Below are 16,881 nucleotides of genomic sequence, written 5' to 3' on the forward strand. Positions count from 1 at the left end.
GGGGGGTGTGCCGAGGCAGGCGAGCGGATGGGTGACAAGCCATCCGGCAGCGGCAGCAGAGCAGGCGCCTGCACCCTATGGCAGCCCGGCCAACCGGCACAGCTGACCGGCTGGGCAAGCAAGGCCGCATCGCCTTCCGCCAGCTCCATCATCGATATCGAAAACCCGTGCATGTCCAACGCCGTCATCATCGAGGCGGGGCCGACAATTAACTGAACCTGCTCACCGATGGGCGAAGACAATAAATCATGAGTCAGAATTGACATTTCGAGTACCGACGTGCCGCCAAAATTATTGACCAGCACGACATGGGGTGTATTGGGCAGGGTCACGGACAACTTATCAACGACCTTTGCCACCGCGTCTTGTGCGCCTAAGCAAGATACCTGTTGCACGCCTGCTTCGCCGTGGATGCCAAGGCCCAATTCAGCCATGTCTTCGGGAATACGGTCTTCTTTTACCGACCCGGGTACTGTGCAAGTATCCAACGACATGCCGATGCTGCGACAACCATTAACGACCCGCTGTGCTGCCGATGTGCAAGCTGCCAGAGTGGCACCGTTTTCAGCCATGGCGCCGACGATCTTATGGACAAACAGGGTCCCGGCCAATCCGCGGGCCTGTGGTAAATCCGGCAGGGCGACGTCATCATCGACAATGACCATACTGACCTTATAGCCAAAGGCCCGAGCCCGCTCAGCTGCCAGGCCAAAATTTAATCGGTCACCAGTGTAGTTTTTGACGATCAATAAGCACCCAGCCGGGCCGGTAACTGCAAGAATGCCTGCGAGCACCGCAGCGACCGATGGCGATGCAAACACATCCCCACAGACGGCTGCCGTTAGCATGCCGGCGCCCACGAAACCAGCATGGGCCGGTTCGTGACCGGAGCCCCCGCCAGAGACCAAGGCAACCTTGGTCTTGTCCCAGTCTGCGCGTACGACGACACGTAAGTGTGGGTAGCCATCCAGTCGAGTCAGGGCGCCGCCAGAGGAGGCGATCGCGCCATCGATGGCCTCGGTTACCATATTTTCTTTTGCGTTAATAAACTGTTTCATAGCCCTTGTTCCTTAAGCCAAACGAGCGCCATTAGCGTCGAAGTAAAATGGTTTGTCAGGGCGAATTTTTACAACATCGCCGCGTTTTAATGTGGTGTGTGAGTTCGTCACGGTGATTAGATTATGAGATCTGAACATTAGATGCAGGCGTGTTTGATCACCCAGATGCTCGACCCGTTGGACCAAGCTCTCCTCACCCTCGCCTTGCACTATCTGCTCAGGCCGCAGGCCGATATGGGTGGCAGAATGTGGCGCGCCGGCAAATACATCTGCTGGCAGCAGATTGATGCGAGGCTGACCCAGTCGGCTGGCAGCATACATGCTGACCGGGTTCTCATAGATTTCGCGCGGGCTGCCAAATTGCACCAGCTTGCCGTTGTCTAAAACCCCTACATGGGTCGCCATAGTCATAGCTTCGATCTGATCATGGGTCACGTAGAGGAGGGTCGCCCCGGAATCTGCTTGTATGCTTTTAATTTCAATTCGCAGGTCTGAGCGCAGTTTTGCATCCAGAGAACTTAGCGGTTCGTCCATCAAATAAACTGCTGGGTTCCGCACCAGCGCTCGACCAATAGACACCCGCTGCATCTCACCACCGGAAAGGGCTGTGGCCTTATTTCCGAGTTTGTGACTGATTTGTAATATTTCGGCCACCTCACCCACTTTACGATCAATCTCGGCCTGTGGGGTGCGCAGAATTGGGGACTTAAGGGGAAACTCAAGGTTCTGGCGGACAGTCAGGTGGGGGTACAGAGAATACTGCTGAAAGACCATCGCCACATCACGCTGCGCGGGCGTCAGTCCCGCGGTATCCCGCCCACCGATGCTGATAGCACCCTGGTCAGGCTGGTCCAGTCCAGACACCATGCGCAGTATTGTTGTTTTGCCGGCGCCTGTTGGCCCGAGCAGCACCACGAATGACCCATTTGGAACCGTCATCGAGACATTTTCCAGTGCCACATCTGCCGCAAATGATTTAGATACGTCGGTTAATATAACTTCAGCCATGAGTCAACACTCCTTGATTTGCCTGCGAGCGGAGCGCTTTGCCCGTCTGAGAATCAAACAGGGTGATGGTTCGTGGATCAAAGATCATCCCCGTTGTTGCCCCTATAGTGACCGGATCTGAGCTCGGCAACCGGGCCTTGAGCACGCCATTGGGTGTGTCCAGCAAGACGATTTGAGTTGTGCCGAGGTATTCAACAGCCTTCACACGGCCGCGATAACGAGCGCTGTCATCAAGCTTGACATGCTCTGGTCGAATACCGAACGACAAGGCGCCGTTAGCACCCTCTAAACTAGGCGGAATATCCATTGTGATATCGCCCATGCGGACTTGTTTAGCGCCGATATCGACCATGCCATTAAACTCGAGTAAGTTCATCGGCGGCGAGCCAAGAAACTGTGCAACAAACTTGCTGGCGGGCCAGTCATAAATATCTTGCGGCACCCCAAACTGCTCGATCGAGCCATGGTTCATAACCACAATCTTGTCGCCCATCTGCATGGCCTCGAGCTGGTCGTGGGTTACATAGACGGTCGTGGCCCCTATTCGATCATGCAGCGCGCGGAGCTCCTCAGACATATGCTCGCGAAACTCCGCATCCAAAGCACCCAACGGCTCATCCATAAAAAATGCCTTAGGATCTCGCACGATTGCGCGGCCAAGTGCCACACGCTGGCGGTCGCCGCCTGACAAGCTGCCAACAGGTTTGTTTAATATCTCAGTGATACCAAGTATCTCGGCAATTTCATGGACCTTCTTTTTGACTTGCGCCTTGGGCATGCCCTGTGACAACAAAGGATAACTAATGTTTTTGCCCACATTCATATGAGGATAAAGTGCGAACATCTGGAACACGAAGGCTATATCTCGCTGACTCGCAGGCTTTTGACCCACTTCTTCGCCGTCTATATAGATCTCACCCGATGTCGGCAATTCCAGTCCCGCCATCATCCGTAGCGTCGTTGTCTTTCCGCAGCCGGAAGGTCCCAGCAGCATGAAAAATTCGCCATCCTCAACGGTGAAGGAGGAGGACTTGACGGCGTTAAACGACCCGAAATCTTTGCGGACGTTTTCAATTATAATTTGCGCCATGGTTTACTCCGAGAAATGGCTAACGACGATGAACATCACCGTGCCAGTTAGGGTAACAATGAATGAGTAACTGTAGAGCCAAATCGCAAAGGGCTGCATCAACATAAAAACACCCAGGACAATGAGGGTGGTCGCAACCATTTCCCACGGGCCTCGACGGAGCTGTAGTAAGCCATTGATTATGTTCATCATTTGCGAACCGCTCCAAAGGTGATCCCGCGCAGAAGATGCTTGCGCAATAGGATGGTGAACACCATGACTGGGACCAAAAATATAGTGGCACCGGCTGCCACAGCAGGCCAATCTTTGCCGCTCGTACCCATAATCGTTGGTATAAAGGGTGGTGCGGTTTGCGCCGTGCCTGAGGTTAGCAGTACCGCAAAGGCATATTCATTCCATGCATAGATCAAACAGAAGATAGCAGTCGAAGCAATACCCGTAGCCGCTTGCGGCAAAACAACTTTGTAGAATGCCTGAAACCGGGTGTAGCCATCGATCAGGGCTGCTTCTTCGTATTCAATTGGTATTTCGTCGATGAAGCCTTTTAGTAACCAGACCGACAAGGACAGGTTCACTGCCGTATAAAGCAAAATCATCCCGATATGCGTGTCGTTTAATCCGAGATTGCGATACATCAAGTAGATTGGGATCGCCACGGCAATCGGTGGCATCATGCGTGTGGACAGAATAAAGAACAATAGGTCGTCCTTCATCGGCACCTTGAAGCGACTGAACGCATAGGCCGCCATCGTGCCGAGGATCATGCACAGTGCTGTGGATCCAAAGCCAATAATAACCGAATTTAAGAATCGCTCACCATAGCGTGATGGGCCTAATATCACTGTGCCACGATCTCTGGTTATTTGGTCGTACCAGGTGAGGGGTGGCCCTGCGTCCTCGAGCATCCCATCGGTTGCCCGGGTGCGATCGGTAAACAAATTCACGTAACCTTCCAGCGTTGGCTCAAACATCACAACGGGTGGATAGGCAATTGAATCGGCTGGGGATTTAAAACCCGTAGCGATGATCCACAGCAGGGGGACTAAGGTTATGATGGCATAGCTCACCACCAAAATGCCTGCGAACCACTTGGTCCGATTGGTTGGTTCTATAGCTGAAAAACTCATCGTTCTTTCGCCTTATTTAAGGCTTTGACATAGATCGACGCGAGGCCGAACACGGTGACAAAGAGGATCACGGCATAGGCTGAGGAATAGCCTGTACGCCATTTTTCGAAGGCTTCACGTTTGAGGTCGATAGAGGTTAGAGTGGTTATATCGCCCGGACCTCCGCCCGTTAGTTGAACCACTAGATCAAACATTTTAAAGTTTTCTATACCTCGGAACAGGACGGCCAACATCAAAAACGGCAGCGCCATCGGAATAGTTATTGTCCAAAACTGGCGCCACTTAGATGCACGATCACATTCGGCAGCTTCATAAATGCTGTCGGGTATCGACCTCAAGCCGGCCAAACAAATCAACATCACAAAGGGGGTCCACATCCAAGTATCGGCAATGACGATCGCCCACGGTGCCAAATTCACATCACCAATCATCGAAAAGCTCGCCGGATCGGCTCCGGTAAAGAAGGACACCACATAATTGAATAAGCCAATCTGAGGCTGATAGAGAAAGGTCCAAAAGTTGCCCACGACCGCAGGGGACAGCATCATGGGGAAGACAATAACAGTCGTCCACAGGTCGTTGCCTTTGAACTTTTTGTTAATCAGATAGGCCAATGTAAATCCGATTAGCACCTGCAAAGTGATCGTCCACATCAGGAAATGTGCCGTGGCCTGCATTGTGTTCCAAACATCAGGATCAGATAGAATTCGTTTATAGTTTCGTAAACCGACCCAGTCGACATCATTATTGGGTCTATTGACGCGAAAATTGGTGAAGCTGAGTCGGATAGTCCAGATCAGCGGGAAGATATTGACTGCTAGCAGCAGAAAGATGGTCGGTGCTACGAATATCCAAGCAATCGTCCGATCGGAAAGCCCTTTTAGACGGCGAGATATCCCTTCGGGCGTCGCAGCGGCAGCCCGGTTGAAAATGGGAACGCTCATATAAGGTACTCCTACATGCGCAGAAGAATATCTGCAGCGGGTGTCAGTTTGATGCTATAGCCCCTCTAGCGGATCCAATGACCCACCAGAGGGCAGTATTTAAAATGGTCTGATAGCAGACCGAGTGGATTAGAGTTTACCTTCATCCTCAAAGACTTCGGTCCAATCACGAGTCAATCCGTCAAGCGCTTCTTCGGCTGTACCTTGACCGGCAATAACGTAGTTATGCAAACGTTGTTGCATCGCGATCAAGAGATCGGCATAGGCAGGCTCCGCCCAGAAGTCCTTGACGATCGCCATGCTGTCTAGGAAGGTCTGCGCATAGGGCTGGCTGGTTGCGAAATTCGGATCTTCGACCACTGAGCGCAGAGCAGAATAGCCACCTAGCTCCCACCAATTCGACTGAACCTCAGGCTTGGCAAACCACTGGAGGTATTCCAATGCAGCGTCTTGTTTCTCTGAATAAGCTACCACAGATATTCCCTGACCGCCCAGTTGTGCGAACTGACCTGCCGGACCTGCTGGGTTCGGGAAGTAACCGGATTTGCCACCACCTACATTAGCGTCGGCCTCAACACCTGGCCAGACGAAAGCAAAGTTCATCTGCATCGCGACCTGGCCAGAGCGGAAGGCATCGATGTTTTCACCCATGTACCAGTTGGACGATCCTGGGGGGGTGCCAGTATCATATAGTTCTTTGTAATATTCCAGACCCGCAACGGCGCCATCGGAATTTACAAAACCCTCTAGATCGTAAGGCTTTGCAGGGTTTTCATAGAGGAAGCCATAGTTATACAGGGCATTGGTCACACCCATAGTGATTCCCTCGGATCCTCGCTCAGTATAGATGGCAGCACCGTAAACGGTGGTACCATCTATGTCTCGACCTTGGAAGAACTGGGCAATATCTTTTAGCTCCGCTAACGTTGCGGGAACGTCAAGCGCGCGACCATATTTGTCTTGGAACTCTGCTTGAATCTCGGGGCGCTCGAACCAGTCTTTTCGATAGGTCCAGCCAACGACGTCACCGAACGCAGGCATGGCATAATAGTTAGGTGTATTTTTTGGCCATTCCGCGTAGCCCGTGACAGTCGCAGGGATGAAATCATTCATGTCGATGCCTTTGGCATCAAAGAAGTCGTTCAGTTTTACATAGTGGCCATTTTCCGCGCCGCCACCAATCCATTGGCTATCGCCAATCATCAGATCGCACAGTTGGCCACCTGAGTTCAGCTCATTCAGCATACGGTCAGCGAAGCTCGTCCAAGGCACAAATTCAAAATTCATCGTGTGGCCGGACTGTGCTTCGAAGTCTTTGCTTAGTTCGATCAGCGCATTCGCTGGGTCCCAAGCAGCCCAACATAGGGTTAACTCTTCTGCTGCGGTTGCCGTGGATAAGCCACCAACAAGGATTGCGCCCGCTGCAACTGTCGTCATCATTTTTTTTGTTTTCATTAGATGTTTCCTCACAAGGTTTAAAGTCAGGCTCAACTCCTTTGCTGCGCCTTTGACTCGAATTTACTTTATATGAGGTACGTACGTCAGGGCAAGGACTTTTTTAGTCACGTACCTCATTTTTTGTGATATAAGGTCTATATAGGAAGGCGTGCCTCTTGTTGAGGGTCGCTAGATAGGGGATAATTTTAAGGAAATGCCACAATGAGGCTGCTTGACGCCATGCCCAGACCTACCACGAAAGATCTTGCAAAGGCCGCGGGTGTTAGCCTTGCCACAGTGGACCGCGTTTTGAATGGGCGCGAAGGGGTAAAACAAAACACGGTCGACCGGGTCAATCATGCTATCGCGACCTTGGGATTTGTGCGCAACCTCCAGGCTGCGAATTTAGCCAAGTCACAAACCTATCGATTTATTTTTGCCTTGCCTCGATCGGGCGGCCAGTTCCTCGAGCAAATTATTCAACGAATAAAAGAGGCTGCGGTTGTTTATTCTGCCGATCATGTGTGGTGCGAAGTTCAATACATCGACGAAAATGATCCGCATAGTATTGCGACTTATCTTGCGTCGTTGGCGAAAAAAGATGTCGCCGGTGTTGCAATTATGTCACCGGAAACGCCACAGGTCCGCGATGCAATAATGCGCCTGCAAGAACGTGGCGTGGCCGTATTACCGTTTGTCTCAAACCAAACCAAAATGGATGCCGACTGGGTTGGCATAGATAACCAAGCTGCAGGGGCAACAGCGGGGCTGTTACTTGGTCAATGCTCTGGTGGGCGTACAGGCTCCATTATGGTGATTTCCGAGCGTATGCAGTCACGCGATAGCATGGAACGCCGTTTGGGTTTCGATAAAGAGATTAATGAAAACTTCCCCAACCTACGTGGTCTTCCCTCGCTTGAGACCTATGGCAATGAAGAACGGGCACGATCTATTATCGCAATCAATTTAAGGGTCAATCCAGATATTATAGGCATTTATGTGATGGCTTCTGAAGCCCGTATGCCTCTTTCAATTCTCGCAGCATTGGGCATCGACCCAGCAATCATTAAAATTGCACATGAGCGTACGCCGTTCACTGAACAGGCACTTCGCGATAGGTCACTGGACGGCGTAATTGCCCAGGACGCTGGCCATTTGGTGCGGGTCGCCATTCGTCGCCTCAAAGGCATTGTAGACCGACGTCAGACTGTTGAGTCACAAGAAGAGATCCGCATCGACATACTGTTGCGATCCAATATCTAACCACCGCTCGTCTTTCCAGCTAAGTCGTATAGTCACTTACAGCTCCGGGTGCGCTTTCCCAATCGGTGCATAGGCCCGCACAAAAAGACCCTCCGCTGGAGGTGGTTATCGCCATCCTGGGCATTCCTATCCTCGATCGAGCCGATCGATGCGCACCCGCGGATAGGGCCCTAATTCGTAGTAGACCCGAAAACTTTGGCCCGGCGCGAGCGGTGACCAGTCGTAGAATTTATAGCTGCGCGTTAGATCGCAATCATACTCGTGCAGATGAATATCCGCATAAATATGTAGGGTGGTGGCCACGATGAGGTCGAATCGATGCGCGGGGATGCTATCGGCAACGCTGAATTGGCCCAGATCTACAACCTGGGCGACCAGTGCTCGGGGATCGGCAATGGGCCGCTGCAACAACACCGTATCGGCCCTGAGTTGCACGGCACAATGCAAAAAGTGTCGCTCAAATTCGTCGACCAAGGCTGGTAAGTCGGCGGGATCTTGCCGTTGGCTATAGCGTTGTTCTTGGTCCCAATGTGCGGCCCATAGGTTGAGCGTAATTTGTTCGGGAATAAAAATACCCTGGGGTTTAAGCAGGCGACTCAAATTAGCGGTCACCGCCCATTGGGGTTCCTGTTCGAGCGCTTTTTGCAGCGTTTCGGCAATAATTAAATCGAAGCGTTCTGCGCTTGACCAATGGCAGGCATCGGCGCAGTGATAGCTGAGGTTAATCGCCTCGAGCTGGCAGTCGGCCACCAGCGCTTGCACGCTGTGCAACGATTGGGCATGAATATCGAGCAGATGGCAGTCCAGTCGACCTTCCGACCACTGGCTCAAGAGCGGCAGCAATAGAGTAGCAAAGGGTCCACAGCCGGCATAGAGCACTCGAATGGGTCGCGCCGGCAAGCGTTGGTCCAGCGCGCAGAGTGCGGCCTGGATGCCGGCGATAAATTGTAAGGTGCGTTGGTAGTCCTTGATGCAAAAGGCGGCCGCGGCCGGATTAATGGCCACCCCCGAGGTCAAGACACTGTCTTCAGCCCAGGCCGAGAAGGTTCGGTCCGGGGTGATGCCGGTAACGGCGGCGCAATGTGCGGCAAAGTCATCGAGTGCGCTACAACGTTGGTCAAAACTCAGCTGTGGGTTGAGCAGCGTGTCGGCCAGTGCCGCCAAGTTGAACTGCGTGTTGTTCACGCTTAGCCGCATGCGACGCTGCGCCACAGAATATAGGGCCCACCGACGCCGGCATCGACCAACTCCTTATGGTATTTACCGCAGCCGCCCAATTGGGTCGGCGGTACGCGACCCGGATGCTGAACATCGGTCTTGGCCTGAATGTTGTCGAGCATATCGAACACCGAATCGGTCAGTTCGATATGGCCACCGGATGGGCCAATCAGCAACTTGCCGGTTAATTTTCCGGCGCGGATCTCTTCGAAATAACCGGTGCCGGCGGTCAGGCTGCCACCCTTTGGATCTTCCATGCCGCCGTTGGGGGCAACGGCCAAATAGCCCTCTGGCACCAGGGCAATCAGTTCGTCCAGGCTCTTATCGCCCGGGGTAAAGTAGGTGTTGGTCTGTCGAGTCATCAGGGGGCGACGCCAGCTTTCCCGTTTGCCATTGGCGGTGCGCGGCACCGCCAGCTTGAGCGCCGAGGTCAGGTCGGTCATCGGGGTCGAGAGCAGACCCCGATCGAGAATGGTCTGCGCGCGGGCCAGCTGACCTTCGTTATCAAAATAATAGCTGCCGTTGCTGCCGGCCGCCTGGCCTTCCATGCTGAATAGGGCTGGGTTGTTGACGATGCTGGCCTGATCGTTGCCGACGCGGGTGCCGCTGGCGCGCAGGGTGCGTGCAATGCTGCGGCCCTTCATCCAGGTATCACCTTCCTGAGTATGACCAAAGGCTTCATGGGCAATAATGCCCGATAGCGCCGGGCCGGTGATCACCATGTAGCGACCGGGGCGCAGACGTTCGGCCACCGAGAGTTGTTGGGGCGTGCGCGCCAGGGTATCGAGCTCGATCGCGCCGAACTGGATCAGCTCCAGCGTGCCCAAGCCGCCTAGCGCGATGCGGCCAGATTGACCGGCGGCGGTAAAGCCCGCCCCGGCCAAGACGGTAACCGGCAATATTTGCGACAGACTTTTGCTGCGATCAACAAAGACGGTGGTGGTGGTGCGCAGCCGCAGCATCAGCCGGACATCGGCGATGGGCTGGTAGTCACTCTGTTCGGCCTGGACTTGGCCGGCCAACGTCAGCGCCTGTTGGCGATAGTCTTTGGCCCGCTCGATCAACTGCTTTAGCTCAACCTGGGCCGGATCCTGGCCGCACAGCGGGGCAAAATGGACCGCCGTGGTCGGCGTGAGATCTGCCGGCAATTGGGCCATTAGGTCATCGGGCAAGGGCGTCAACAGCTCTTGCTGCCAGGTCAGTGGAACATAGGCGGATGCGATAGTGGACGGGTTCAATGCGTCGACCTTGCGCCTCAGATCGGTGGCCTTGGCGAGGAGGTTGTCGGCATCGAGGGCATTGGTGGCCACCTCATACTGCACCGCATTGGCCATCAGCCGGAGTACCACACCGCTGTCACGGGTGACGCTGGTGGTCAGGGTTTGTTTGGCCTCAACGGCCTGGGTGAACTTCTCCTCATACCAGGCAAAGGCATAGAAGTCGGCTTCCCGACCCTGTTCCAGTACCTGCACGCACTGTTGCAGGGTTTTTTGTAACGCGCTCAGCGCGGCCGGCAATGGCGGTCGAGTTAAGGGGGTCTGGCTCATATTAGGAATTCTCCGCCTGACCGGCAATCTGAATGCCGGTCCAAATCAACATATGTTCGGGGCCGTCATACCCGCTGGCCGCTTCAAAATAGCCACCGACCGTATTACGTTTGACCCGTTGGGCACTGAACTTAAATCCGCCCAGGCTGGCGCGCACATTACCGGACACGATGCCGCCCTTGAGTGTGGCGACAAACTGGCCCTGGCGATAGAGTCGACCGAGCTTGATTTCGCTGCTCCAGGTTAGAGTGGCGGCGTTGACCAGGAGTGAGGAAAAGTCGAGTATCTCAATCACTTCCTTGGCGCTGCTGAGTAGCTCGGCCTTGCTCAGACTGCCGCTGTTGACCACCAGATTGCCGCTAATGCCATTGACGGCCTTACCCAGGTAATGGGCCATACGGGCATCGATCAGCTGGGTGAGCACTTGATTGTTGACGATCACCTCGGCCTTTTGGGCGATCAGACCCTCGGCGGTAAAGGGGGAGCTTTTGGCCATCTGCGCCAAGCTCGGGTCGACGCTCACCGACAGTTGGTCTGTCCCCGCCTGGGGCGTGCCGGTGAGCACCGAATCGCCCGGCAATAGATGCGGGCCCTTGGCGAACTCGCTGGCGGCGTCCAGTTGATTGACCAGGGCGGCGACCAGCTTGCTGATGCCATAACTGTCGATCAAGATGGTGGCCTGATCGCGACTGGGCGGTAACTCAGCGGCTACGGTCATCAGCGTCTCGATGGCTACGGCATCGAGTTTCGCTTCCAGATCGGCATCGTCCAAGCCGACAAAATGCCAGTATTTCAGCACCTCTTGATCGTTGGGGCCTGGGGCCCGTTCCATGGCCACCTCGAAGTACAGATCGGTGCTGACCTTGCGCGCATCGATGCCGTTCGAACTCTGCAAGAGCTGGTGGTGGACATTGCTGAACAGTTCGGCGCTATTGATCTGTACAGCCTGCAACGTCAAGCTATGCGCCGCAATACGGGCGATCAGATCGGCATGGGTCTGGCCCAGGTGGTTGACCAAGCGGGCATCGGCCGATTCGACCTTGGGGTAGGCACCCGTTGGTTTATCGGCTAGGGGGTAGAACGGATTCATGGCCAGCAGGGCACTGCTGTGAATCAACGCCAGTTGCTCGTTTAGGTTGGCGCGCGGGTCGATCGAACCGGACGACGACCCCAGCAGGGTGCCATCGGGCGATGGGCAATAGAGCGTCAAGCTCAGGGCTAAATCGTCCACGCTACGATCCTGATATACGCTCAGTGCATTGCCCGCTGTACCCAGTAACAGCGACTGGCAACCCTCACTGTATTGGGCTCTGATCTGCCAATCGGCGACATCGGCATGCTCTGCCATATAGCGCGTAAGGCTTTGGTGCAAGGCGCGAAGCGCCGGGTGGTCATTCCACTTCATAGGGGTCTCCGATTTATCTCGACAGCCTAACCTATATCGCTAAAGCCAGAATATTTAATTCCGGTTAGCAGGGCCATCTCGCGGTGCCAGGTGGCTAGGTCGTGCTTGTTGAATTGGTTGAGATGGTTATGGCCACAGGCGCGCGCCATAACCGACATCAGTTCGGTCGAGGCGTTGAAAAAGTTCTGCAACTGACGCGCCGACTTGTCGATATTCAGGCGCTGGCGCAACTCCGGGCGTTGTGTGGCAATGCCGGTTGGGCAGTTGTTGGTGTTACACATCCGCGCCGCGACACAGCCGATCGCCTGCATGGCGCTGTTGGAAATAGCGACGCCATCGGCACCGAGGGCCAGGGCTTTGACGAAGTCGATCGGCACGCGTAAGCCTCCGGTGGCGATCAGGGTGACTCGACCGCTCGCGCCTTGCTCATCCAGATACCGCCGGGCGCGAGCCAGGGCCGGAATGGTCGGCACACTGATGTGGTCGCGGAACATTTCTGGTGCCGCACCGGTGCCGCCGCCGCGCCCGTCGAGAATGATATAGTCGGCACTGGCATCGAGCGCAAACTGGATATCGGCTTCGATATGGTTTGCGCTGAGTTTAAAGCCGATCGGTATACCGCCGGTCAGTTCTCGAACGCGATCGGCAAAGCGCTTGAAGTCGTCGGCGCTGACCAGGTCTTTAAAGGTCGGTGGCGAGATAGCCGATTGACCCTCAGGTATATTGCGTACCTGGGATATCTTGCCGATATTTTTATTGCCCGGCAGATGCCCGCCTGTGCCGGTCTTAGCACCCTGACCGCCCTTGAAATGGAATGCCTGCACCGTGCTGAGCAATTCTTCCCGGTAACCAAAGCCGGCGCTCGCCAGTTCATAAAAATAACGGCTGTTGGCGGCCTGTTCCTCTGGCAGCATGCCACCCTCACCCGAACAGATGCCCGTGCCCGCCAGTTCGGCGCCGGTCGCCATGGCCACCTTGGCTTCTTCCGATAGCGCACCGAAACTCATGTCCGAGACGAACAGAGGCATCTTGAGCACTAGGGGCTTCTGGCATTGCGGGCCAATAATCAATTCGGTGCCGACGGCCACCGCCTCCATTAGGGGTTTGGTTGCCATCTGGGCCGCCATGATTTGGATATCATCCCAATGGGGCAGGGTATGGCGGGGCACGCCCATCGAGGTCATTGGGCCGTGATGACCCAGCGTCGATAAGCCTTCGCGCGCCAATTGGTGAATAAAGCTGACCGTCGGTTCTTCCACGGTCGGGATAGCGATCGGCGCGGCATTGGCGGCATTTACCGCGATGCCGGGACCTTCTTGGCCCACCTGTTCGGCGCTGAATTGCTTATGGGTGCCGTCGCAGAAGGGGAAGTTTTGACTGTGCTTACAGGCACACAAGTAAGCATCTTCGCTGCGTTCGGCGGTTAAGGCCTTGGGCTTAAAGCCGGTACCGGCATGGGAGCCATCACAATGGGGTTGGTTCTTGGAACGACCACAGGCACACAGATGATAGGTCTGACCTTCAGTCAGAGCCAGTTTGATCGGTTTATTGGCCGCTATAATGGGATGTTCGCTCATGGTGGTTCCTAGCTGGTGAATATGAATATCGAATAGGGTATCGAGACTGTTAGGAAGTTTAGCCTATACGGCGAGCACCTTGGTAGGGCTGGCCATGTCATGGCAGATTAAGCTCGAGCCAACGGAGGCGGGCTAGTTGCAGCGATAGAGCACTTGGAAGTGCACGAACGGTCGCTCGTCGCTGATGTTCGCTGCCATGGCGCTGGCGCGGGGCTGCGCCTGCCAGAGCAGTTGATAGTGGCAGTCCGCTACTATGAGGCTATCGGTTAGCTTGACCGCGGCCTGGGCAGGATCGGTTTGCACATAGAGTTGTTGATCGACAAAGCTGAACCGTCCAATGTCGGTCTGGTAAGGCGTGGTCTTGCCATTGACAAAGGCCCAGTAGATTTTCTCATCCTGAGACAGGCTGAACTGGTGCGACGGACCACTGGGCCGGTCATCTACCCGACTGGTCACCCGGCAGTCTAGGCAGTCGGGTATGGCCGAGAGCCAGGGCGACAAACGGATGTTTTTCAGCCGCAGTTCGTCACTGTCGGCAACCACGCCTTGGGTCATTTCGGGCGTATAGAAGATTGCCACCGGTTCGGTCAGCTGCGGCAACGCCTGACAAGCGGTGAACAGGCTCGCGCAGCCCAGTGCCACGGCTGGGAGCAGTATTCTATGCATCATTCTGGCCTCTGTAAGGTTTCAACTATATAGGGCGACCGATCATATTGGACCCGAACCGGCCAAACAATAAAGGGCGTGTCGACCGGCGCTGTTAGTTGTACACCCTGGTTCGATAGGGTGCTCAGACCGCCAAAATCGGTCACCAAATTAGCCCAATCGTCGTGGTCGGTCAGGGTGGTGGTACTAGCGTCCTTGTTAATATCGGCACTCAAGGCGGTTTCTGTGGCGCCATTGGCGCAATTGAAATCGACGGCCCCGGACCCGGTGCGGCCAAAACCTAGAGTTTCATTCAGGTTGGTTTCATCGAGGGCGATGGAGCTGTTGTCGGAGAAATCCAAGACAAAGCTGGTATAGCTGTCAGTTGGTCCATTGATGAGGGTCGTGGCACAGGCATCGGCCACCTCGGCATGCATGCGGTCGCCTTCGTTGCTGCCAATGGTCGGTAGACCGCGCAACTGGTAGGTGTAGTTCATCACGCTGAGGTAGTTGGGCTTGAAGTTAGTCGACTCGTTGCCACCGTGACCGAGGCCTAGATTATGGCCGAGCTCGTGCATGAGCGTGGTGGCCTGGAAGTTGATCAGTTTGTTTAGATCACCGGCCGCACTCAGTCCCCAGTTCCCTAGGGTGACAATAATGTCATTGCCCTCCAGTTCGGCCAGACCTGAGGAGCCTGCAGAACCGTCTAGAATTTGCGAATTGGCAAAGATCAGATAATGAAAAAATTGCAGGCGAGCGTAATTAAAGTAGGCGGCCTTGTAGTCATAGAAATCGGCCCGGCCATCGACGGGTGAAAAAGAGATGCCATTGGCCAGGGGCACCTGTTGACCGCCGCCCAGATCGAAATCGAGCGGGTCCAAATTGCCACTGTCTTGATCGTATAGATCGCCAACATCGAAGTGGATGGCGATATTATGGGGCGCAAAAGCCGCGACAACGCTGTCGAGCGCCTCCTTGCGCGGTGTAACGCCCTCATCGATGGAGTTCATATAGTCAATTTCAATAAAGATATCGGTGACCCCTGGCCGAGCACCCCAATCATACAGCGGCATGCCGGCGAAGGTTTTGCCGGCCGCCTCATTGCAATCTGGGATCATATCGAAATCGGCATCGGTGGCACATTCAACATCGTTCACTGAGCCGAATGTGCCAGGATTGAAGGCCGTCCAGTCGGCCGCGCTATTGCTATCGTTGTGGTTGGCATCACGACCGATCGATTGACCGAAGGAGCTGGTGCTTGAGATCAGCGTCGCCTTGTCTCCGCTCCAGGCGGTGGCATCGGTCGGGCCATAATTCTGCCCGAACTCGACGTAGTCAATGGTGGCGCCGCTGCCAACGTGGATCAGTTCGATATAACCATCGGCCGTCCAATAAGGGAACTCGGAGCCATTCTTGATATAGACCACTTGGTTGTTGTCCGCATAGGTCCCAGTGGCATGTTGACTGCGCACAACGACATAATGTCCTGGTAATAGATTCTGACTGGGTAGCGCGAAGTGGGTCCCCGATGACAGTAAAGCCGGATATGAAATACTGCGAAAACTGTACTCAGCCAGATCGATAGCGGTCCCGGTTGCGTTGTAGAGTTCGAACCAGCGTAGGGTATTAGAGTAATAGCTAGAGCCCACCTCATTGATTATCAGGTAAGCGTTTAGCGTGGCAAAGCCCTGTTCAACGGTGGCGATGGCGGTGCCAAAGGTGTTGGTTAGGGCATCGGTCGCCCGCACCTTGTAAGTGGTTTTTTCAGCTAGGGTTAGAGTCGGGGCAACCGTTACGGTTCGTGCCAAATCGCTAATCGTCGGGCCGGTCAGCGCTAGGCAAGTGGAGAAGTTGTCGGCCGATAATTGAATGCTACCGCTGCACACCCCGGCGCTGTTTTGCACGGTGATCGTTTCGCTGTCCAACGGATCATCGCTGCTTAACACCAGGTCGCTGGCTATGGCCACATTGGCCGCGGCATCGAGCGGGGTAAAGCTCACCACGGGGGGCGTACCATCGGCAAAGGCGAGACTGATCACAGCGCTTACGGTTGAGGTACTGTCGCTCAGTTGTACGGTAAAGCTGTCTCCGCTGAGCGCATCGGCCGATGTTAGGGCGTAATCGAAGGCCCCGGTATCCGCATCGGTGATGGTCACACTGCCGTGCGCCCCTTGAGCGGTCACAATGAGAGTAAAGGAACTGGAATCGGTATCGCTAAAGCTAATGGTGTCTTGCACCGTCGCGGCAAAGGCCAGGTCGGACAGGGTCTGGTCGGCCATGGTCGGCGCTAACTGGGTCGGCGAACTAACCGACTCCACTATGGTAACCTTCGGGCTGCAGGCTATTGCCAGCAAGCCCAGAGCAACAATCAGAGGCGGTCGCACAAATGAAAGCACTGCACCCATAATTACATCCGCCTTGTTATGTCATTAAAATCCAGAACACATTCTTTAGCACAGTCTGCTTAGGTTCAGTGGTTTACCTGCTGGGTCACATACAGAGCCAGTGCCTGAGTGACCAAAATATGATCGTCTAGCTGGGCCAAACCGGACACGGTGACCG

At 54.8% G+C, this 16,881-nt stretch carries 14 protein-coding genes; 1 reads left to right on the forward strand and 13 read right to left on the reverse strand.

The genetic code is table 11. The features are described from left to right. The 7 genes from AC4FIC_RS14075 to AC4FIC_RS14105 all read right to left on the reverse strand — a co-directional run. Positions 1 to 1,058: dihydroxyacetone kinase subunit DhaK (locus tag AC4FIC_RS14075; RefSeq protein ID WP_476451651.1), on the reverse strand; the 1,058-nt coding region annotated here is incomplete at its 3' end. Positions 1,059 to 1,070: 12 nt separating this feature from the next. Continuing rightward, positions 1,071 to 2,066: an ABC transporter ATP-binding protein gene (locus AC4FIC_RS14080; protein ID WP_100257835.1), complete on the reverse strand. Its 996-nt coding sequence runs from the start codon at positions 2,064 to 2,066 to the stop codon at positions 1,071 to 1,073. Then, on the reverse strand, positions 2,059 to 3,156 hold the full coding sequence (locus AC4FIC_RS14085) for an ABC transporter ATP-binding protein (RefSeq protein WP_100257834.1): 1,098 nt from the start codon (positions 3,154 to 3,156) through the stop codon (positions 2,059 to 2,061). The genes AC4FIC_RS14080 and AC4FIC_RS14085 overlap by 8 nt, the downstream gene beginning before the upstream one ends. Positions 3,157 to 3,159: 3 nt before the next feature. Beyond that, complete coding sequence (locus tag AC4FIC_RS14090) at positions 3,160 to 3,348, reverse strand: hypothetical protein (RefSeq protein ID WP_100257833.1); 189 nt, start codon at positions 3,346 to 3,348, stop codon at positions 3,160 to 3,162. Next, a complete protein-coding gene (locus AC4FIC_RS14095; protein ID WP_100257832.1) occupies positions 3,345 to 4,283 on the reverse strand; it encodes a carbohydrate ABC transporter permease in 939 nt (312 codons plus the stop codon). Before AC4FIC_RS14095 ends, AC4FIC_RS14090 begins: the two co-directional genes overlap by 4 nt. Then, the gene (locus AC4FIC_RS14100; RefSeq protein WP_100257831.1) at positions 4,280 to 5,227 is read right to left on the reverse strand and encodes a carbohydrate ABC transporter permease; all 948 of its coding nucleotides are present in this window, start codon (positions 5,225 to 5,227) and stop codon (positions 4,280 to 4,282) included. Before AC4FIC_RS14100 ends, AC4FIC_RS14095 begins: the two co-directional genes overlap by 4 nt. Positions 5,228 to 5,356: 129 nt before the next feature. Continuing rightward, positions 5,357 to 6,682 carry an ABC transporter substrate-binding protein gene (locus AC4FIC_RS14105; protein ID WP_100257830.1) on the reverse strand — a complete coding sequence of 442 codons (1,326 nt, stop codon included), beginning with the start codon at positions 6,680 to 6,682 and terminating at the stop codon, positions 5,357 to 5,359. Positions 6,683 to 6,886: 204 nt separating this feature from the next. Here AC4FIC_RS14105 and AC4FIC_RS14110 point away from each other — a divergent pair, with 204 nt between their 5' ends. Further along, positions 6,887 to 7,927 carry a LacI family DNA-binding transcriptional regulator gene (locus AC4FIC_RS14110; RefSeq protein ID WP_100257829.1) on the forward strand — a complete coding sequence of 347 codons (1,041 nt, stop codon included), beginning with the start codon at positions 6,887 to 6,889 and terminating at the stop codon, positions 7,925 to 7,927. Between the two features lie 126 nt (positions 7,928 to 8,053). Here AC4FIC_RS14110 and AC4FIC_RS14115 read toward each other — a convergent pair whose 3' ends face one another. From AC4FIC_RS14115 to AC4FIC_RS14140, 6 genes are all read right to left on the reverse strand, one after another. Beyond that, positions 8,054 to 9,112, reverse strand: a complete 1,059-nt coding sequence (locus AC4FIC_RS14115) for a class I SAM-dependent methyltransferase (protein ID WP_273284495.1) — start codon at positions 9,110 to 9,112, stop codon at positions 8,054 to 8,056. A 2-nt stretch (positions 9,113 to 9,114) separates the two neighbouring features. Next, positions 9,115 to 10,692 (reverse strand): metallopeptidase TldD-related protein, encoded by a 1,578-nt coding sequence (locus AC4FIC_RS14120; RefSeq protein ID WP_476194857.1) that lies wholly within the window; start codon positions 10,690 to 10,692, stop codon positions 9,115 to 9,117. A gap of 1 nt (position 10,693) precedes the next feature. Further along, a complete protein-coding gene (locus AC4FIC_RS14125; protein ID WP_476194485.1) occupies positions 10,694 to 12,097 on the reverse strand; it encodes a metallopeptidase TldD-related protein in 1,404 nt (467 codons plus the stop codon). Positions 12,098 to 12,123: 26 nt separating this feature from the next. After that, complete coding sequence (locus tag AC4FIC_RS14130; RefSeq protein ID WP_273284501.1) at positions 12,124 to 13,674, reverse strand: glutamate synthase-related protein; 1,551 nt, start codon at positions 13,672 to 13,674, stop codon at positions 12,124 to 12,126. Between the two features lie 132 nt (positions 13,675 to 13,806). Beyond that, the gene (locus tag AC4FIC_RS14135; protein WP_476451646.1) at positions 13,807 to 14,343 is read right to left on the reverse strand and encodes a hypothetical protein; all 537 of its coding nucleotides are present in this window, start codon (positions 14,341 to 14,343) and stop codon (positions 13,807 to 13,809) included. Continuing rightward, positions 14,340 to 16,724 carry an Ig-like domain-containing protein gene (locus tag AC4FIC_RS14140; protein ID WP_476194855.1) on the reverse strand — a complete coding sequence of 795 codons (2,385 nt, stop codon included), beginning with the start codon at positions 16,722 to 16,724 and terminating at the stop codon, positions 14,340 to 14,342. The genes AC4FIC_RS14135 and AC4FIC_RS14140 overlap by 4 nt, the downstream gene beginning before the upstream one ends. Between the last annotated feature and the right edge of the window lie 157 nt (positions 16,725 to 16,881).

This window comes from Reinekea sp., from assembly GCF_982785585.1.